The sequence below is a fragment of the Paraglaciecola chathamensis S18K6 genome, from assembly GCA_000314955.1.
Taxonomy (GTDB): Bacteria; Pseudomonadota; Gammaproteobacteria; order Enterobacterales; family Alteromonadaceae; genus Paraglaciecola; species Paraglaciecola chathamensis.
Map to the genome: position 1 here is coordinate 46,148 of BAEM01000034.1, position 20,897 is coordinate 67,044.

The 20,897-nt window shown below is 45.6% G+C and carries 16 protein-coding genes; 8 read left to right on the top strand and 8 right to left on the bottom strand.

Features of this window, described 5'->3' with window-relative positions:
- Nucleotides 1-224 precede the first annotated feature (224 nt).
- Entirely contained in the window at nt 225-1,244 is a 1,020-nt protein-coding gene (locus tag GCHA_RS12825; protein WP_007988860.1) for a Gfo/Idh/MocA family protein, read from the bottom strand.
- A 94-nt stretch (nt 1,245-1,338) separates the two neighbouring features.
- Nucleotides 1,339-2,643 (bottom strand): M20/M25/M40 family metallo-hydrolase, encoded by a 1,305-nt coding sequence (locus GCHA_RS12830; protein WP_007988861.1) that lies wholly within the window; start codon nt 2,641-2,643, stop codon nt 1,339-1,341.
- A gap of 273 nt (nt 2,644-2,916) precedes the next feature.
- Here GCHA_RS12830 and ettA point away from each other — a divergent pair, with 273 nt between their 5' ends.
- Together ettA and GCHA_RS12840 are read left to right on the top strand one after the other, a co-directional pair.
- A complete protein-coding gene (ettA, locus tag GCHA_RS12835; RefSeq protein WP_007988862.1) occupies nt 2,917-4,584 on the top strand; it encodes an energy-dependent translational throttle protein EttA in 1,668 nt (555 codons plus the stop codon).
- Between the two features lie 172 nt (nt 4,585-4,756).
- Nucleotides 4,757-8,431: a PAS domain-containing protein gene (locus tag GCHA_RS12840; RefSeq protein ID WP_007988865.1), complete on the top strand. Its 3,675-nt coding sequence runs from the start codon at nt 4,757-4,759 to the stop codon at nt 8,429-8,431.
- A 41-nt stretch (nt 8,432-8,472) separates the two neighbouring features.
- Here the strand turns inward: GCHA_RS12840 and cyoE are convergent, their stop codons facing one another.
- The 6 genes from cyoE to GCHA_RS12870 all read right to left on the bottom strand — a co-directional run bounded on the left by cyoE (nt 8,473) and on the right by GCHA_RS12870 (nt 13,862).
- Complete coding sequence (gene cyoE, locus GCHA_RS12845) at nt 8,473-9,363, bottom strand: heme o synthase (protein WP_007988867.1); 891 nt, start codon at nt 9,361-9,363, stop codon at nt 8,473-8,475.
- A gap of 14 nt (nt 9,364-9,377) precedes the next feature.
- Entirely contained in the window at nt 9,378-9,695 is a 318-nt protein-coding gene (gene cyoD / locus GCHA_RS12850; RefSeq protein WP_007988869.1) for a cytochrome o ubiquinol oxidase subunit IV, read from the bottom strand.
- A complete protein-coding gene (gene cyoC / locus GCHA_RS12855; protein WP_007988871.1) occupies nt 9,695-10,342 on the bottom strand; it encodes a cytochrome o ubiquinol oxidase subunit III in 648 nt (215 codons plus the stop codon). Before cyoC ends, cyoD begins: the two co-directional genes overlap by 1 nt.
- On the bottom strand, nt 10,339-12,333 hold the full coding sequence (gene cyoB, locus GCHA_RS12860; protein WP_007988873.1) for a cytochrome o ubiquinol oxidase subunit I: 1,995 nt from the start codon (nt 12,331-12,333) through the stop codon (nt 10,339-10,341). Before cyoB ends, cyoC begins: the two co-directional genes overlap by 4 nt.
- 2 nt (nt 12,334-12,335) lie before the next feature.
- A complete protein-coding gene (cyoA, locus tag GCHA_RS12865; RefSeq protein WP_007988875.1) occupies nt 12,336-13,244 on the bottom strand; it encodes a ubiquinol oxidase subunit II in 909 nt (302 codons plus the stop codon).
- Between the two features lie 216 nt (nt 13,245-13,460).
- Nucleotides 13,461-13,862 (bottom strand): hypothetical protein, encoded by a 402-nt coding sequence (locus tag GCHA_RS12870; RefSeq protein WP_007988876.1) that lies wholly within the window; start codon nt 13,860-13,862, stop codon nt 13,461-13,463.
- Between the two features lie 330 nt (nt 13,863-14,192).
- Here GCHA_RS12870 and GCHA_RS12875 point away from each other — a divergent pair, with 330 nt between their 5' ends.
- From GCHA_RS12875 to GCHA_RS12900, 6 genes are all read left to right on the top strand, one after another.
- Nucleotides 14,193-15,632, top strand: a complete 1,440-nt coding sequence (locus tag GCHA_RS12875) for an amidohydrolase family protein (RefSeq protein ID WP_007988877.1) — start codon at nt 14,193-14,195, stop codon at nt 15,630-15,632.
- 44 nt (nt 15,633-15,676) lie between these two features.
- A complete protein-coding gene (locus tag GCHA_RS12880) occupies nt 15,677-17,014 on the top strand; it encodes a M20 family metallopeptidase (RefSeq protein ID WP_007988878.1) in 1,338 nt (445 codons plus the stop codon).
- 163 nt (nt 17,015-17,177) lie between these two features.
- A complete protein-coding gene (locus tag GCHA_RS12885; RefSeq protein WP_007988879.1) occupies nt 17,178-17,816 on the top strand; it encodes a TetR/AcrR family transcriptional regulator in 639 nt (212 codons plus the stop codon).
- Between the two features lie 86 nt (nt 17,817-17,902).
- Nucleotides 17,903-19,186: an NRAMP family divalent metal transporter gene (locus GCHA_RS12890; RefSeq protein WP_007988880.1), complete on the top strand. Its 1,284-nt coding sequence runs from the start codon at nt 17,903-17,905 to the stop codon at nt 19,184-19,186.
- 133 nt (nt 19,187-19,319) lie between these two features.
- Nucleotides 19,320-19,730, top strand: a complete 411-nt coding sequence (locus GCHA_RS12895) for a GFA family protein (protein WP_007988882.1) — start codon at nt 19,320-19,322, stop codon at nt 19,728-19,730.
- A 387-nt stretch (nt 19,731-20,117) separates the two neighbouring features.
- Nucleotides 20,118-20,879, top strand: coding sequence for a PRC-barrel domain-containing protein (locus tag GCHA_RS12900; RefSeq protein WP_007988884.1), 762 nt, complete (start codon nt 20,118-20,120; stop codon nt 20,877-20,879).
- Nucleotides 20,880-20,897 lie beyond the last annotated feature (18 nt).

The following is a 20,897-nucleotide window of genomic DNA, read 5'->3' on the forward strand; positions in this document are numbered from 1 at the left end:
CTTTGGCCTATCAAGAATGCATTTTCTCAACAGACACTTAACGCCGAAGCTGCATTTTTCATCAAACGCGGTATTGGCTGGCAATTTAAGTGCTAAAAATTAAGTGCTAAAAAGAGCGCACATTCTAGTCATTTTGCACTTTTTGTACATAGCTTTTATGCAATGTTCTATAACCTAAAAGTGTAAAGAAGGATCACCACGGGGCAAGTGGTGAACCAGTCAACCTATATACGCTCTGCGTCAGGGGGGAATTTCAAGCCAATTTGGCGGCGAATTTCATCCATCGTTTGCATGACCGCTAAGCTGTCACCGTGGGGCATATAATCACTGCAAACTTGATTTTTCTCAATCATATTCATGGCTTCTTCAATTTGATATTCAAAACCATTTACCCTGTGAGCAAATTCAATCACTTCATCTTGTTCGCCTTCGTGTTGCAAAACAGCTTTATTGCCGTTCCAAAACATGTAGGGCAATACGATGCGCCCTTTGCTGCCCATCAGCGTCATTGAATTACTCGCCTGTGCAGCAATGGTGCAAGTAAACTGGGCGAAGCGTCCCGATGGGTAACGCATGTTAACGGTCGTGTTTTCGTCAACCTGAAAATGACCGAAGTGACTCATGGCATGTATTTCACTTGGGTGTTCTTGCATCAAGCATTGGCTTAACGTGATGCTGTAAACGCCTAAATCGAGTAAGGCACCACCGCCCAGTGTAGGATTGTGCAACCTGTGCCCTTCTCTATCGCCAAAAGCAAAGCCTATATCTGAACAAATATATTGCAGTTCACCAATGCGCCCTTCGTCAAGCCACAGCTTTACTTGTTCAAAGCACGGCATAAAACGGCTCCATAAGCCTTCTTGAAGCAATAGTTGTTTCTCTTGCGCTAAGGCGATTAATGCTTCGGTTTGCGCAGCGTTAATGGTCAAAGGCTTCTCCATTAACACATGCTTACCGGCGTCTAGGCACATTTTCGCTTGAACGTAGTGCAGGCTTTGCGGCGTGGCGATATACACCACGTCAATCTCTGGATCTGCAAGCATGTCTTGATAACTACCATAGGCTTTCGGAGAAGCTTTATGAGAAGCGCCGTCAGCTCGGTATTTATCGGCAAACGCTTGGGCTTTAGCCAAATCACGGCTAGCTACAGCATACAAAGAGCCTCTAGATGATGGCAATAATGCATCAGCAAACATACCTGCAATGGAACCTGGGCCGATAATGCCCCAATTAAATGATGTCATATTACTCCCTTGAGCTGGCTGTTTTATAAGTTGGCGAGCCCGCTAACGCTAACTTTTACTGACGCTAGCGGCCTCGCAGATTTGCATAATAGATTTATGGATTCGACAAGCGATACATCAGCACCGCCGTTTTCTCAATATTTTGTTTGAAAGTGCTCATATCTGCCACTTCGTCTTTGGTGTGACCGCCTTCGCCCATTAACCCTAAGCCGTCAATCGCCATTTTCACGTGCCCAGCAGTAAACGAGATATCCGCCGCGCCTGCATTACGTGGGTTCACCGCAGTAACAGGGCCATAACCTAAATCCACACTGACTTGACTGTATTGCGCCAACAAAGATTTATTCCCTTTGGTCGCTTTCATCGGTGGGTAACCTTCGTCAAACGTGAAGGTAGCGTCCGTTTGCGCTAGATGCTGCTTGACCACGTCGTTCATGATTTGTTGTGCTTCTTTAAGTTGCTCTTGTGAGGCTGCTCGCAAGCCACCTTTAACCGAAGCATGTTGGGCCACAACATTGGTTTTGCCAAAGGCAGTGACTTCATCGCCGCCTTTACTCTGCGTAACTCGAGTACCACCAGCAATCACCCCAGGGTTGAAACTAAGCAAGGGTAAATCGGCCAGTTGTAAACGGAATTCTTGTAAAATACGCGCTATTTCGAATATTGCTCCATCACCGACTTTATCGGTAAATATTTGTGATGAATGGGCAGCATTGCCGGTTGTGGTTACCTGCCACGTTGACGCACCCCGCCTCGCGGTTACCGCCGTGCGAATGTCTCCATCGGCGTCTTCAAAGCCAAGGGCGACATCAGCCCATTTAGCTGCGTCAATTAGCGCTTTTTTCGATTTCGCTAACGGGCGTCCACTTGATTCTTCATCTCCGGTGAGTACCACTTTGATATTCAAACGTTCAAGCATACCTTTGGCTTTTAACGTTTTAATTGCAGCAAGCATGATCACATTGCCGCCCTTCATATCTGAAATACCAGGCCCTGCAATATGCGTTTCATCTATTTCTTTGCTCTGCTGAAAACTATCGTCTTTAGCGAAAACCGTATCTAAGTGGCCGATTAGCAAAAGCTTTTGCCCTGTGGGATGGGTTGGTGATTCGTAGGTAGCCACAAGGTGCCCAGCGCGGTTAAATTCGCTGCCATCTACCCACTCAGTTTTAAAACCGAGTGCGTCATATTCTTTGCGCATGATACTGCCAACTTCTTTGACGCCCGCAAAATTCATAGTACCGCTGTTAATATTAACGGTTTTAAGCAGTAACGCTTTGGCACTCGTTAACTCTTGGCTGGCCTGTTCGACTAAGGCATTTTCAACTAAACGGCTGGCTAGTACTGGCTGGCATAAAAGGCCGGCACACATAACTAAAACGGATGATTTTTTTAACATAGCGCTCTCTTTTTATTCCCTAAGACCTGTTAAATACTACGCGAGTGAGGTGCCCGATGCACAGCGAAATTTGTCAATGAATGTGTGCTGGTTAGCAATTATGGAACAAACCATAAAATAACGAATATCACTATATTTATCAGGCAGATAAACTCCGTTAGAGACTCAAAAATGTTCACAATATAAACAATTACAAAAATAGTATCAGCTAGCGCTTTCATCGCTTATGTGCAGTGTTTACAATAGGCAAAATTTTATGGAGTTGTTTTCATCATGGCGCAATACGTATATAGCATGAATCGAGTGGGCAAAATCGTGCCCCCGAATAAATACATTCTTAAAGACATATCTCTGAGTTTCTTCCACGGGGCTAAAATTGGCGTACTTGGTTTAAATGGCTCAGGTAAGTCTACCCTGCTAAAAATCATGGCCGGAATCGATAAAGACATCGAAGGAGAAGCCATCCCTCAAGCGGGCTTAAAAATAGGTTATCTACCTCAAGAGCCCCAGCTTGACGAAACAAAAGACGTGCGCGGCAATATTGAAGAAGCCGTAGCCGACGTGGCGCATGCCCTTAAGCGCATCGAAGAGGTTTACGCCGCCTACGCAGAAGAAGATGCTGACTTTGACGCACTCGCTAAAGAGCAAGGCGAGCTTGAAGCGATTATTCAAAGTAAAGACGGACACAATTTAGAAAACGCCCTAGAGCGCGCCGCCGACGCGTTACGTTTGCCCCCATGGGATGCCGACGTAAGCAAGTTATCTGGTGGTGAGCGTCGCCGCGTCGCCTTGTGCCGCTTATTGCTTGAAAAACCTGATATGTTGCTACTTGATGAACCTACCAACCACTTAGATGCAGAATCGGTTGCGTGGTTAGAGCGCTTCTTACACGACTATGAAGGCACCGTTGTGGCCATTACCCACGATCGTTACTTCTTGGACAACGTAGCTGGTTGGATCTTAGAACTTGACCGTGGCCAAGGTATTCCATGGGAAGGTAATTATTCATCTTGGTTAGAGCAAAAAGACGCACGTTTGAAACAAGAAGAGAAAACCGAGAGCGCTCGTCAAAAATCAATTAAAACCGAATTGGAATGGGTTCGCTCAAACGCCAAAGGTCGCCAATCTAAAAGCAAAGCCCGTATGGCACGCTTTGAAGAGCTCAACACAGGCGATTATCAAAAACGCAACGAAACCAATGAACTGTTCATTCCACCGGGAGACCGCTTAGGTGAGCAAGTAATTGAAGTTAACCACCTGCGTAAAAGCTACGGCGACCGCTTACTGATCGACGATTTAACTTTTGCCATGCCCAAAGGCGCCATTGTCGGTATCGTTGGGCCAAACGGCGCAGGTAAATCAACACTGTTTCGCATGCTAAGCGGCGAAGAACAAGCCGACTCGGGCGAAGTGACAGTGGGTAGCACCGTAAAACTGGCCAGTGTTGATCAGTTCCGTGACCACATGGACGGTAACAACACTGTGTATAAAGAAATCTCTGACGACTCAGACGTGATCCGCATCGGTAACTTCGAATTAAACAGCCGTGCATATTGCAGCCGTTTTAACTTTAAAGGTAACGATCAACAAAAGTTCATCAAAGATTTATCGGGCGGTGAACGCAACCGCGTACATTTAGCAAAACTGCTAAAAGCGGGTGGCAACGTATTATTGCTCGATGAGCCAACCAATGACTTGGACGTAGAAACTTTGCGTGCCCTTGAAAATGCGCTACTCGAGTTTCCTGGTTGTGCCATGGTTATCTCGCACGATCGCTGGTTCTTGGATCGTATCGCCACGCACATCATGGATTACCGCGACGAAGGTAAAATCAACTTCTTCGCAGGCAACTACACAGAGTACGCAACTTGGCTTAAAGAAACTCAAGGCAAAGATGTGGTTGAACCCCATCGCTTGAAGTACAAAAAAATTAGCAAGTAATGCTTTGAACGCTGCGCCAAATGCGTTCTTAGCTAGCAAAACGATACGCCGCTGACGGGAAACCTAAGCGGCGTTTTTATTTTTATTATTTACTTGAAATAACTGAAAAACAGTGCAAAATCGGCCAAATATGATGAGGGAAATTGGCACCCTCCACAAACGGATTTTGCTGATGTCACTTAGCACGCAACTACGCTTTTCTTCGGTTAATATTAACGGCTTACTAAGCGTATTAGTGACGTTTATTTTTAGCGCCATTTTCGCCGCGCTTTTCGCTGGTCAATTCGCACCCGGCGAAGCCTTATGGTTATTTTTACCTCCAGTATTACTTGCTGCACTTCGCAATAACAAAGCCGTAGCCTATCTAGTGGCGATCTGTGCAATATGTTTTGTCAGTTACTTTTATCGACATCAAATACCCTATGAATTTGTCTCTTCTTTTTCGTTGCAATCAGTGTGGTTTTTCTTACTCAGCTTTACCTTAATAAAGTTACTAACTCACTCCACTGGCCAAAGTAAACGCAGCTCAAGCACCGATGAAAAGGATAAAGTATTAGCCAAAGACAGTAGTGGCAAAGTCGTAACAGATGTATTAGAGCGCTTTGCGGTTTTTATGGGCGTAATGACACCTGACGGGATCCTACGCGAAGCAAATAAAACGGCCTTGGTGTCTGCCTCATTAACAGAAAGTGAAGTCATTGGCTTGCCATTCGAGCAAACGTATTGGTGGTCACACGATCCTCAAGTGCAGCAAGTTATTCGCAAGGCGATAAACAAAGCGAAGCACGGCATGTCCTCCCGATTCGATACCACTGCAAAACTAGCAGACAACGTACTGATCGATTTGGATTTTATGCTACACCCCATATTTGATGAGCACGGCAGTGTTGTGCAACTGATCCCTTCGGGTATTGATATCACTAACCGAAAACGCACTGAGCGCAATTCAGCCATGCTAACCCAGGTAAGTGCAGACTTACTCAGTATTGGCAGTTTAGAACGAATTAAAACCATTATTACCCATAACTTAGCCAAACACTTGGACTTAAGCGCGTGTCTTTTTTGTGAAACCCACCCAATTTCAGGGCAACTTGCGATCTCTCACTCTTGGCACAAGGACCCGCTGAAAGCGCCCCTTAGCCCAACGACACCGCTGCCGTTTGAAGTCAACATGTGCCAAAAAGAAAACCTGACATTGATAGTCAATAACATCGCTACCGACCCTAGGTACACTGAAAGCCAATACGAACAACGCGGGATTGGCGCATTAATATGTGTGCCTATCAGCTTAGATAAAAAGAACAATTTTGTGTTGAGTATATATCGCGACACGCCATATGAATGGCGCGTTGACGAAATTGAACTGGTGGTTGAGTTCGCTCGGCGTTTTTGGGTGCGTACCGAACACTTGAGAATTTTAGAAACCTTGCGTGCCAGTAAAACCACGTTAGATATCACCTTAGAAGCCGCCCAAGTAGGTGATTGGGAATTAGACCTCATCACAGGTAATACCCGGCGCTCTTTGCACCATGATCGGTGTTTTGGTTATAAAGAAGCCATTCCGGATGAGTCATGGGGTGTGAACGGGTTTTACCAGCACGTACACCCGCTCGACAGAGAAGAGGTTCAGAGAAAGTTTGAAAAATCTTTAAAAGACGCGAGTGATTTTCGCACTGAATTTCGGGTTATTTGGCCAGATAATACTGTGCATTGGATAGCCGCCCATGGCAGTTTTTACGGTGAGGACGAGGGCAAGCCAACACGTATGTTAGGGATTGTGGCGAATATCAGCGATCGCAAGAAAAACGAAGCGCTCCAGATGGCCCAAACCAACGCGTTAGAACTCATGGCTCAAGAAGCCCCTTTGAATGATGTGCTTGCTACCCTGATATTGTCTTTAGAAGAACACTCTGAAAATAACATGCTCGCAAGTATTATGTTGGTCGATGAACAATCAGATACCTTGCAATTTGCCGCTGGGCCAAGCTTACCAGCCACTTATATTGAGCAGATAAATGACTTAAAAATAGATGCGGAGCGCGGCGCGTGCGGAGCATCTGCAGCCACAAGAGAGCCTGTTTTTGTGCCTGATATTGCTTCTGAACCTTTGTGGGAAAATTATCAAGACTTGGCGCTTCAACATGGTTTAAAAGCGTGTTGGTCTTTGCCCATTTTATCAGGCAAAGAGATTCTTGGGGTGTTCGCTATGTACTACCCTACGCCACAATCGCCAGATAAAATGGATTACGACAGTCTTGATATCATCATGCGTACTGCTGAACTGGTGATTAAACGCAGACAAAACGAGCGCTCACTGCGCCTAAGCGAAGAGCGCTTTCGCGCCGTGGTCGATAACGTACCTCAACTCGCTTGGATGGCTAACGCCCAAGGGGAAATTGAATGGTTTAATCAGCGCTGGTTGTCATACACGGGGACCACACTAGAACAAAACCTCAATGGTGGATGGAAGGCTCATCACCACCCAGCTCACGAAGAGGCCGTGTTTGCTAAATTTGCAGCCAGCTTGGAACAAGGTATTGACTGGGAAGACACTTTTCCCCTGCGTGGTGCAGACGGTAAATTCCGCTGGTTCTTATCGCGTATGAACGCGATTTACGACCAAAATGGTAAACTTATTCGCTTTTTTGGCACCAATACCGATATCACAGAACAACGTAAAATGGCTGAAAAACTGACCAAGCTGACGAATAAGTTATCGACTGCGGATAAGCGCAAAGATGAATTTATTGCCACCTTGGCTCATGAACTGCGTAACCCCCTCGCCCCGTTGCGAAACTCTATGGAGCTAATACGCAATTTACAGACCGACCCGGCTTCGATGCAAACCGCCCTTACCACCATGGAACGTCAAGTTACCCAAATGGTACGCTTAATTGATGACTTGCTGGATATCAGTCGAATCTCCAAAGATAAACTATCGCTAAAACGCCAACACGTCGTGCTAAAAGATATCGTCGAACATGCTGTTGAAGTCGTAACCCCTTATGCAAACCGTTTGAAACATACCGTGCAAATTAACTTGCCCGAACAGCCAATTCATCTCTTTGCCGATCCTGCGCGTTTGGCGCAAGTGTTAGGCAACCTGCTGAATAACGCCTGTAAATACACGCCCAAATCAGGCTTTATTTCACTCACCGTCACCCAAAGCGATGAGCAAGTTCACATCAGCGTAAAAGATAATGGTTTGGGAATTGAACAAGAGATGCTCAACCAAGTATTCGACTTGTTTACTCAGGTCGATCAGCACTTAGAGCAATCTGAAGGTGGGCTCGGGATCGGGTTGTCTTTGGTGCAACGCTTAGTAGAAATGCACGGCGGACACGTAGACTGTATAAGCGATGGTTTAGGCCGCGGTTCAGAGTTTATCGTTTCTTTGCCGTGCAAGGCAGGCAAGCTTAGCGATAATACCGAGTCTAAAAACCGGCAAACAGCCCAGCCTGATGTGTCTAAAACGTTACCACTATCGGTACTGATTGTTGATGATAACCAAGACAGTGCCGACAGTATGCAAATGCTATTAGATATGCACCAACATACCACGCACGTTGTTTACGACGGTGAGCAAGCGGTTGTAGCGGCTGAAAAGCATAAGCCCGACGTTATATTACTCGATATAGGCTTGCCGATACTTGATGGGTACCAAGTGTGTAAAACCATTCGACAACAGCCTTGGGGCAAGCGTATAACCATTATTGCGTTGACCGGCTGGGGGCAAGAAGAAGACAGACGTAAATCGAAAGAGGCGGGGTTTGACCACCATATGGTTAAACCGATTACCTTGAGCACCTTGTTGGCACTCTTAGCAAAAGTGACTCCCTCGCCCTAGGGGATATATGCGGACAAGAGAGTCAAACTAAAAACTAAAGGTTAGCTTAGCATCACCAACAAGCTAGGCGGTAAGGCTTGAAAATCAAAAGCCATACCTATGCTAAGAGCGGTAATAGTTAAGATTGAAAAGCCAAATACTTGCCTCGCCCACACCACCAGTTCCGTGTTTTTACGATAGCCGCGTAGTGCCATAAACAACCACCACAGGCTGGTAACACACGCCACAACCATAAACGTAAGACCTGTGTATCCGCTCAAGGGTAGCAGTACGCTTACTATGGCAAACACAGCGATATACAACACAATATGCAGCTTGGTTTTCGCTATACCCTTTGCTACCGGCAACACCGGAATATTGGCTCTGGCGTAGTCGTCAAAACGAAAAATGGCGATGGCATAGGAGTGCGGCATTTGCCATAAGCTGAACATCAATAGCAAAATCCCTGCACCGGCATCAAACTGACCACTTGCGGCGCAATAACCCACCACAGGCGGCACAGCACCTGATAAGCTGCCTACCAGCGTGCCATAGACTGACTTTCGCTTCATGTACAAGCTATAAACGCCTACGTACACCAGATAACCTAACGCTGCAAAGCCAACCGCAATACCATTGGTATAATGCACTAGCAAACCGAACCCTAACACTGCCAAGGCCAAGCCAAATTGCAATGCACGGGTAATCGACACAGCCCCTGTCACGGTTTCTCGTTGGCAGGTGCGCTGCATTTTGGCGTCAATATCGGTATCAATGCAGTTATTGATTACACAACCAGAGGCCACCACAAGCGATAAACCTAACACCGTCATGATCATCAATAAGCTGTCAACTTCACCTCGCGAGGCAAGCAAAAATCCACCCGCAACGGAGATTAAGTTACCCATGATGATGCCGGGTTTAGTAATGTTGATATAACGTTTTACATTCATGGCGGCCTCCTTAATTACATCATCATCGCGTTGGCGCTATAGATGATCCAAATGGACAACCCAACCACCATCACAATAATCAGCGCGGTAAACAGAAATGCAAAGGTGTCCATTCGCCCCTTGACCGAAAAATCCAAGTGCAAGAAGTATTTCAAGTGCACCACTATTTGCACTATCGCAAAGGAAACCACACTGTAAAACAGAACAGATTTACCAAAATGCCCACTCATCACCATCCAAAACGGAATACCAGTGAGAATAACGGATAACACAAAGCCAACTAAATAGGATTTCACGCTGCCGTGGGCAGTCGTTTCAGCAGAATGACTCATCACATTGCTCCTAATAAATATACAACGCTGAAGACACAAACCCAGACAATGTCCAAGAAATGCCAGAATAGGCTCAAGCACCCAAGGCGCGTCACTGTTTGTGCCCCTAAGCCGCGCTTAAGCACTTCAAGCACCATAACCAGCATCCAAATCAAACCCGCGGTAACGTGCAAACCGTGCATGCCCACCAAAGCAAAAAATGAGCTTAGAAATGCACTGCCATCTGGGCCATTGCCTTCAACAATCAAGTGATGAAATTCATACACTTCCATGGCGATAAACACACAACCAAGGGCCATAGTGACCAACAACCACAGCAAGGTGCCTGCTTTTTGCTGTTTATGGGCGCACAAAAGTGCGAAACCATAAGTAATACTACTGACCAACAGCGCAGCCGTTTCGACTAGCACGAAGTTAAGGTCAAATATATCTTTACCTGACACCCCACCGTCCGTGTTCATATACAACACGGCGTAAGTGGCAAAAACCGAAGCGAACAAAATACAATCGGTCATTAAATATAACCAAAAGCCGAACAGTGTATTCCCACCTGTATCCTGGTGTTCGTCATGATGACCGCCACCATGATCATCGGTATGTAAGCCGTGATCATTGGCGAATTTCAATGTTTCTGGTACGGCACTCATAGTGCTTCCTCCTTCACAGTGGCCACACTGGCTAAGTGCGCTCTCTCAATTTCCGCCACTTCTTGTGGCTCAACGTAATAATCCACGTCTTTGGCGTAACAGCGTGCAATTAACGCCACAACCATACCCAGTGATCCCACAATCGCTAGCCACCAAATATGCCAAATCAAGGCGAAACCAACGATGCCAGCGGCACCTGCGATCTGCATACCGGCAGCGGTGTTACGCGGCATGTGAATTGGCATATATTCGTCAGGAGCTTGGTACTCAATGCCTTTTTCTTTCATATCAGTGAATGCATCAATGTCATGTACTTTAGGTAGAACTGCAAAATTGTAGAACTGAGGCGGTGACGCAGTTGACCACTCTAAGGTGTGGCCATTCCACGGGTCGCCGTCTACATCAGGGTTTTGCTTACGATCACGAATACTCACGTAAAGCTGAACAAATTGCAGAACAATACCTACAAAGATAATGACCGCACCCAGTGCTGCGATGTACAACCAAATATTCCAATCAGGGTTGTTGGTGTGGTTTAAGCGACGAGTCATGCCTAAGAAGCCAAGTACATACAAAGGCATAAAGGCGACATAGAAACCTATTTGCCAGCACCAGAAAGAGTATTTACCTAAGCGCTCGTTCAAATGAAAGCCTGTGGCTTTAGGGAACCAAAACGCAAAGCCCGCCATGTAACCAAATACCGCACCACCTATGATGGTGTTGTGAAAGTGAGCCACTAAAAATAAGCTGTTATGCAATACGTAATCAGCGCCAGGCACAGCAAGCAATACCCCTGTCATACCACCGATACTGAAAGTAACCATAAAGCCTAAGGTCCACAGAACTGGCACCGTAATGCGCAAGCGCCCGCGGTACATGGTGAACAACCAGTTAAATAACTTCACACCCGTGGGTATGGCAATGATCATGGTCATTACGCCAAAGAACGCATTTACGTCAGCGCTTGAGCCCATGGTAAAGAAGTGATGCAACCACACCACGAAGCCTAAAATCGAAATAGCACCACTTGCCCACACCATAGAGGTGTAACCAAACAGACGTTTACCGGTAAAGGTTGAAATGACTTCAGAGAAGATCCCAAACGCAGGTAATACCAAAATATACACTTCAGGGTGACCCCACGCCCAAAACAGGTTGATGTACATCATGGCGTTACCGCCACCGTCATTGGTGAAGAAGTGGAAATCTAAGTAGCGGTCAAGTGTCAGTAAACCCAGTACGGCGGTTAAAATCGGGAACGAAGCCACAATCAAGATATTCGCCCAAGTACAAGCCCAAGTAAAAATGGGCATTTGCATCAGCTTCATGCCAGGGGCGCGCATTTTAAACACGGTGGCTAAAAAGTTAACACCGGTAAGCAATGTACCTATCCCGGATATCTGCAAAGCCCAGATATAATAATCGACCCCCACCCCGGGGCTAAAGGACATCTCCGACAATGGCGGGTAGGCTAACCAACCTGTTTTTGCGAACTCACCTAAACCTAGCGAGATATTAATCAGTACAGCACCTGCGGCAGCTAACCAAAAACTCAAGTTGTTCATGAAAGGAAAAGCCACGTCTCGCGCGCCAATTTGCAGCGGCAATACAATGTTCATCAAACCAATCATAAAAGGCATGGCCATGAAGATGATCATGATAATGCCGTGGGCGGTAAATATTTGGTCATAGTGCTCTGGGGGCAAATATCCCGCAGCGCCGTTAGTCGCCATAGCGAGTTGTGTACGCATCATTATCGCGTCAGAAAAGCCACGAATAAGCATGACCAGTGCAAGAATAATGTACATGATACCTAAGCGTTTATGATCAACTGACGTCAACCAGTTGTGCCAAAGCACACCCCACTTTTGGTATTTAGTAATAAGGCCAACAATGGCCAAGCCAATGACGCCAATTACAGCCAGCGTTACCATGATAATAGGTTCGTGGTAAGGGACGGCGTCGAGGGTAAGGTTTCCTAAAAGCGACATAATTAATCCTCCGCCTGCATATGCATTTGAGCCGAATGCTCTTGATGCTCACCATGCATATCTTGTTGTTTCATGTTGCCCATGAACTGCATCACAACATGCTGGAACATCTGACTGTCCACTGAGCCGTAGTAGCTCACGGGGTTGTTTTCACTGTGTTTTGCCAACTGAGCGTAACTATCATCGTTGAGTGTCGCTGGGCTATGCTTAACCGCACTCACCCACTTTTCAAAGTCCTGCTCGCTGTCTTTAGCGATTGCTTTAAATTTCATTCCGGTGAACCCAGCGCCACTGTAATTTGCTGAAATTCCGTCAAACTCTCCGGCTTCATTAGCAATCAAATTAAGACGCGTCGTCATACCCGCCATGGAGTATATTTGGCTACCAAGTTGAGGAATAAAAAACGAGTTCATGGTGGTGTCAGATGTGATCTTGAATTCCACTGGCACATCTTTGGGGAACACCACTTCGTTTACCGTTGCAATGCCTTGCTCTGGGTAAATGAACAACCATTTCCAGTTTAAAGACACCACTTGAATAGTGATCGGTTCGTGCTCGTGATCTAGCGGCTTGTAGGGGTCGAGCTCTTGCGTCGAATACCAGGTTAAGGTCCCTAAAATCGCGATAATCACAATGGGGATCAACCACACAACCACTTCAATTTTGGTTGAATGCGCCCACTTCGGGTCATAAATTTCATGCTCGCGCCCTTCTCGGTAACGCCAAGCAAAATACAAGGTCATGCCAATTACAGGAATAACCACCAGCAGCATTAGCACCGTTGCTACAACGATCAAATACTTTTCATCGATGCCCACCTGACCTTTCGGATCAAGCACACCACCTTCACAGCCTGACAACAACAATATGCTTGCCGTCAACGCTGAATAACCTAACTTACGGATCAACAAAGGATTTCCCCTACCCACAGTTTTCAAAGCACTGCCTTAAGTGAATCAAGCAGCATTAAACACCGGCTAAGCCGGAATTATCGGGAGAATGGGCTCAAGGTGAATAAGTGTCGAAGTCGATTATCAACAGCAACATAACGGCACATGAACGAATGCCATATAGCGTAATGAACTTGTTAGCGACTTATTGATTGACTTATTTAACGACTTGAACCGCTATGAAAACAGAGGTGGAGCACGAGAGCCGTGTGCGCTGGGCACAGGGCTGATAACAGCAGGAACAATAAATAACGGCTTAGGCTTAGCCGTCAGGTTACGTAATACATAGTCAGGTACAAGATTCAGAAGCCACAATACGTGCTTAGCAAAATACCCGCTGAGCGCTAGCAACCAAACAAAAAACGCACTACTAAGTACTTCAAAAGAGGAAAAATCGAGCGCGAGGCCGACAAATTCAGCGCCTTCGTAAATACCACCAAGGAACACACTGAAGCTACTCAATAATGCCATGGCGCCAGAGACCAAGCACAGTTTCGCTAACAGCGACGTGCTTGATATGTTCATCAACGCTTTGCTGCGCTGAATGAAATCATGAGAATGGCGGTTAATTGGCTTCAACGTTTAATCCGAGGTTAATCACAAATAAGCTATTAAAAATTGACCGCTATCGAAAGCAACTCACTATAGCAACTCAATTTTTGATGCGCGGATACTAGCAAAAGCGATTCCTAGGCACAAAGCGCAGTTGCCGCTAAATTGTAAATATTCATTATGCAAATCATACATTTACATAAACAAAACATTTTAAGATCAATAAAACAACAAATCTCATAGATTAACGTTTACGATAACAGTATGACAATTTTGTGAATCCTGATTTACAAAATGTTATTCAACGAGGTACTATGCTGCTATTACAGTCAATAACCTGAATAGATTAATCCTAAAATGCCTTATTCAAAAAAACCGCTGTTAGCCTTATCTCGCTGTACATCGTTACTCGTGCTTCTCGGTGGAATATTCAGCTCTGTTAACGCTTATGGCGTTGATGAAGAATTTATCAACTACGATCAAAACGAGATTGCCATCGTTAATGTCACCTTAATTGACGGCACAGGCGCGCCACCTAAAACAAATCAGGCGGTGCTGATAAAATCAGGGCACATTGCAGCAGTCGATTCCGCGAAAGACATTAAAATTTCACAGACCACAACTGTGATCGATGGCACAGGAAAAACGTTAATACCCGGCTTGGTGATGATGCACGAGCACATGTTTTACCCCACTGGTAATGCGCATTACACTGAAATGCTATACAGCTTTCCTCGCTTATATCTTGCTGGCGGAGCCACCACAGTGCGCACAGCCGGCACAACAGCGCCGTACGGAGACTTAAATTTGCGAGATGCCATCAACAGTGGCAAGACAATGGGGCCAGACATAGATGTGACGGCGCCCTACTTGAATGGCCCGGGGCTGCCCATTCTTAAAATTAAATCATTACGTGATGCCCAAGACGCCAAAAACATGATGCAGTACTGGGACCAAGAAGGCGTAACGTCATATAAGGCCTATATGCATATCCATCAAGACGAATTAGCGCAGGTGTTATCTTCAGCGCATCAACGCAAGCGTAAAGTCACTGGGCACTTATGTTCTATCACCTACAAAGAAGCAGCTGAGCTGGGCATTGATAACTTAGAACACGGTTTTTTCGCCGCGACCGATTTTGTTAAAGATAAAAAGAAAAACCAATGCCCTGCGGCTGAACTTCATCAATCACTGGTTGATTTAGATATCAACGCGCCTGAAGTCGAGGCATTAATTTCTTTGCTCGTTAGCAAAAACGTGGCTCTCACATCTACATTAACCGTATTTGAAACCTTTACCCAAGGCCGCCCGAAAGCTTACCCACTTGCTCTTGAAGCGCTTATTCCACAAGTACGAGAACAATATGAAACTCGCTGGCAAAAAATCGCGCAGCAAGAAAATGCCACCTGGCCTATCGTATTTAAAAAGATGATGCAGCTAGAAAAAAGGTTCGTCGAAGCGGGGGGAACATTAATGGCGGGCACAGACCCCACAGGCTATGGCGGCGTTATCGCGGGTTTCTCAAATCAAAGACAAATCGAGTTACTGGTTGAAGCGGGCTTTAGTATTCAGCAAGCGATTAAAATTGCCACATTAAATGGCGCTACGTTTTTAGAGCGAGATACTAAAATAGGCTCTATTGAGGCAGGTAAACAGGCTGATTTAGTCTTAATAGACGGTGAATTGATTAACGACACTAGTGCCATTCGCGATATGGCGGTGGTATTTAAGCACGGTGTTGGTTACAACGTAAGTAAGATTGTTCAACAAACTAAGTCTGTCGTCGGGCTTCATTAACTGCGCTTGGCGATAAGTCTATACAGCATAATAAGGAACATGACATGAAAAACACACTTCGCCCCCTTCGCCCCACTAGCATAACATTTGCTATTTGTGCTGCTATTAGCAGCCTAAGTATCAGTGCAAACGCTAACGCGAGCGACACACTCACTAAACAACTCAAAGACGTTGAAAAAAGCGTGGTCGCTTGGCGCAGAGATATCCACCAGCACCCTGAGCTTGGAAATCGAGAAACACGCACCGCAGATATTGCCGCCACGCATCTTGAAAAACTGGGTATGCAAGTAGAGCGAAACATCGGCTATACAGGCGTAGTAGGTATTTTAAAAGGTGATTTGCCCGGCCCAACCGTGATGCTTCGCGCCGACATGGACGCCCTGCCCGTGACCGAAAAAGTTGATCTACCCTTTGCCTCAACTCAAACCACAAATTATCGCGGTGTAGATGTGGGTATTATGCATGCTTGTGGTCACGATACGCATGTGGCCATGTTAATGGGTGCAGCCGAAGTACTCGCGGGTATGAAGGCAGAACTGCACGGCACTGTCATGTTTGTTTTTCAACCTGCTGAAGAAGGAGCCCCTAAAGGAGAAGAAGGCGGCGCTGAACTCATGTTAAAAGAAGGCATTTTCGACAAACACAAGCCTGACGTGGCGTTTGGCTTGCACATCACATCTGGCTTAAATACAGGGAAAATCGGCTATCGCAGTGGCCCATTTATGGCCAGCGCTGACAGTTTCGAGATTGCCATTCACGGCACGCAGACACATGGCTCAACGCCGTGGAATGGAGTAGATCCTATTTCCGCAGCAGCGCAAGTTGTCACTGGTGTAAACCACATTATCAGCCGCCAAATTGATATAACCAAAGAGCCAGCGATTGTGTCTTTCGGTAAAATTTCTGGTGGTGTGCGGAATAATATTATTCCAGAAAAAGTCGAGATGGTCGGTACGATCCGCAACTTCGACATGGATAATCGTCAGCAAATCTTTTATAAAATTAAACATACGGCCACACATATCGCCGCAGCTTCAGGGGCCACAGCTGAGGTTGAAATAAACGAAGGCTACCCAGTCACCATTAACCATCCAGATTTAACCGAACAGATGCTACCCAGCTTAAATAAGGTCGCTGGGGAAGATAATGTTTTAGTACTGCCTAAAATTACCGGCGCAGAAGATTTCTCTTTCTATGCCCTTGAAGTACCCAGCGTATTTGTATTCTTAGGTGGTACGCCACAAGGGCAAGATGCCAGCAAAGCCCCTAGCAATCACTCACCGTACTTTTTCGCTGATGAAAAAGCGTTACCGCTAGGAACAGCCACACTAACCCAATTAGCACTGGATTATATGGCCTCTCATTCAAATAACGCACAATAAACAGAGAGTCACAAAAGGCAATATAAGAATTATCTCGCAACAGTTTTCGTATGACTGGGCGGATTCTTATATTGCTGTTTTTCACCAAAAGCGGCATGATTCTGTCGCTATTTTCTATGCAAACCCGTGATGTATAAGTGATTTAAGGTTAATAAAGTTAGCTATGCCAAGCCCAAGTGTAATTCCAGCAAAACAGCTACGCAGTCAAGACACCCAGCGAAAACTGATGGCTGCCATACATCACTGCCTACAAAATAAATTTTTTGAACATATCAGCATTAAAGAGTTATGTGATCATGCTGGCGTGTCGGTGGGGACATTTTATCGGCGCTTTAAAAACAAAGAGGCATTGTTACCTTTGCTGTACCAAGATTTCGGTAGTGAACTGAACGAATGGATGACTCAGCTAGAAAGTATACAATTTGCCACTTTAACGGAAGCGGTCAGCGGGGTAACCCAGCAAACGCATCACTTTTTCGCCGCAAATCGCAGTTTATTTCGCACCATTCATCTTAATTCTCGTTTGCATACTGACATAGTGGCAGGTGACGCCTTAATCGACCGACGACACTTGTACCGTCGTATCAGTAATATTTTGCTTAGGTTTAAAGGCGACATCATCGCCACAGATAAAACATCAACTGCAAATATGGTGGTTTTCACCATGATCACCACGCTACTTGATAAAGTGCTGTACCCCGACATCACCCCATCCATTGCATGTGAGTTAGATTCTATTGCTTTGTGTGATGAACTTACGAAAATGTTGATGCTGTATCTTATTCACGGACAAAACGAATGAGCCTACGTCTGCATTTTAAACAATGGCACTAGGCAAAAAGAGCCAGCTTCTCCTACAAACATAAAAACCATTTGAGTATAGGTAGTATGAAACTAACAAAAATAATGGCCTTATTAGGCCCTGGAATCGTTTGGGCCGCCACCAGTATTGGTGTATCGCATATCGTGCAGTCAACTCGCGCTGGAGCCGACTTCGGGTTTGCCTTATTGGGCTTCATTTTATTAGCTCATGTGGTGAAGTACCCCTTTTTCTTGTTCGGCCCTAAATATTCAGGCTTAACCGGCAAGAGCTTACTCGATGGCTATCGCAGCGTAGGTAAATGGGCCTTCTATTTATTTTTAGGGTTAACTTTTATCACCATGTTTTTTGTCCAATCTGGGGTGACAATCGTCACAGCAGCCCTTGCGATGAATTTATTTGGTGATGTGTTATCACTTTCTCAGTGGGCAGCCGTAATTTTAGGAATTGTATGCGCTGTGCTCATAATAGGTCACTACAAGCTGCTCAATACACTGTTGAAATGGATGATGTTAGTGTTAGTTATTTGCAGTATCATCGCTTGGTTTGCAGCTGTAGGACGTTTAGGATTTAGCCCAGCTGAGGGTGCAGCGACCATTGAAATCGGCTCTGTGGCGGGTATCGCCTTTATTGTAGCGTTAATCGGCTGGATGCCTACCGCAATCGAAGTGTCGGTTTGGCATTCACTATGGATACTCTCAAGAGGTGCAAAGCCTGGGCCAGAAAACGCTAAAAATGCTACTTTAGACTTCAATATCGGGTATGCAGCCAGTTTATTATTAGCGATTATTTTCTTATGGTTAGGGGCATTACTCATGTTTGGCCAAGGTGAAGGCTTTGCCAATTCAGCCGCTGCCTTTGCTGGGCAATTGGTTGGCATATACAGTAATGCGTTAGGTGACTGGAGCTGGTTACTTATGGCCATTGTGACTTTTGTGGCGCTTTTTTCTTCTACGTTTGCCGTCGCCGACGGATTCCCCCAAGTATGGAAACGCGCCTATCAACTCACTCAAGCTCATGATGCGCCCTTACCTCTTGATAGTGCCAATAAATCTCAACATGCGCGCAAAGGAAACCTCGTTTATATCGCTGCTATTGGCATACTCGCCCTAGGAAGTTGGTGGATAATTTCTGACTTCAGTGCCGATATCACAGCCCTTCTCGACTTTGTGACTACCGTCTCGTTTGTGAGCGCACCTATTTACGCGTGGCTGAATTACAAGGTGATGATGGGCGCTGATGTAGACGCACAATATAATCCCCAAGGCATATTTCGTATTTACACCTTATGTTGCCTAAGCATACTCACGCTCTTTAGCGGATATTATGTTTTTTGGAAGTTTTTAGCGTAAACCATTGGGGCTAATAGGCGTTAATGAGTATTAGCGCCCGACACTAATACGCCGCAGAAAAAGCTATAAAATTCAACGCTCTGCGCGTATTTATTAATCTATTTGAAGTATGTATTTATCCAAAGGACATAAAATGAAAGTAACTGGCCGTTGCCACTGTGGGGAACTCGCTTTTAACGCTATAGTCGATCCTGAAAAAACCATGATTTGTCACTGCACCGATTGCCAAGTGTTATCGGCAACGGCTTTTCGCACCGTAGTGGTCAGTGAAATAGATGGGGTTCAGTTCACTAAAGGTAAACCTAAAGAATACGTAAAGGTGGCACAAAGCGGTAATCACCGCGCCCAAGGCTTTTGTGAGCATTGCGGCACAGGAATTTATGCATCAGCAATAGGTGACGAACCTAAAGTGTATAACCTGCGTGTTGGTGCTATCGACCAGCGTAATGAATTAGTCCCTAAACGCCAGATTTGGTCACGCTCGGCGCAACATTGGCTGGCGGATATTGGCCAACTTCCGGCTGCCGAAAAAAGCCCAAAGTAATCACTTCCAAGGGCAACGAAATCCCCCCTTTCGTTGCCCTATAGGCTCGCTCATTCGTTTGCGGGTTTACTTCAGTTTATCAAGCATAAACACACTAAATTCAAGGCGTTGCAATGCCTGTAATTATTACATCTTAAGGGTAAGAGTTACTTTTTTTGCGGTATTTATTTCACCCACACACCTTCATAAATCTGCTCAAAGGACTGCCACAGCGCTGATCCCCGCGCTTCGATGAGATGGCGTGCTCTTTGCGTAATTCAGCTACAACAGCTAATTTTAACGTTATCAAGATGATATTTATGCAAGGCTGCAGGTGCCGTTTGTCAGCTGCAAACGTGTGGTCTAAGCGGTTGTCTTGTTTTGAAAACGACGAGTAGGGAGAACATCATGCTAGCAGGCTTACGAGACATTCAACGGTTCACTATTGCCGCCACAGATGGTGACATTGGCATCATCAAAGACTTTTTATTCGATGACCGCGCATGGACGATACGGTATATGTACGTCGACACCCACAAATGGTTACCATTGGGGGAAAAAGTGCTTATTTCACCTATCTCTTTGAGAGAGATTGATACCGAAGATGAGAAGATTCACGTTGCTTTGAGCAAACAGCAAGTCAAAGACAGCCCCTCTATCGACGAAGAAAAAACAGTGTCGCGAGAGTACGAAGAAATTCTCTTTTCCTATTTAGGTTATGGATATTACTGGACAGGCCCTGGCGCGTGGGGCGAATACGCTCATCCCACAGCCTTGGTCAATCAACAAGCGCTAGAGCAAGCAAATACCAATTTGCAAGAGCACGACAAAAGCAGTGCTAATCACCTACGCTCAATTGACGAGCTACAAGGGTACGATGTTATCGCTGGGGAAGAAACCGTGGGACATGTTCACGATTTAATTCTGGATACCGAAAATTGGGAAGTCCCGATGCTTATCATTGATACCCACAATTGGTTGCCCGGTGGTAAAAAGCTGTTACTCGCCCCTAAACATATCGATGACATTAACTGGTTAGAGCAACGTGTTCATTGCACATTGCCTGCACAAGACATTGAACATTGTCCAGAGTGTGATCACGACTTATTAAACGATGAAGACTACAAACTCAAGGTCAAACAGGCGCTACAAGCAGTACCTAAGTCATAGTCATAGTCATAAGTGCAC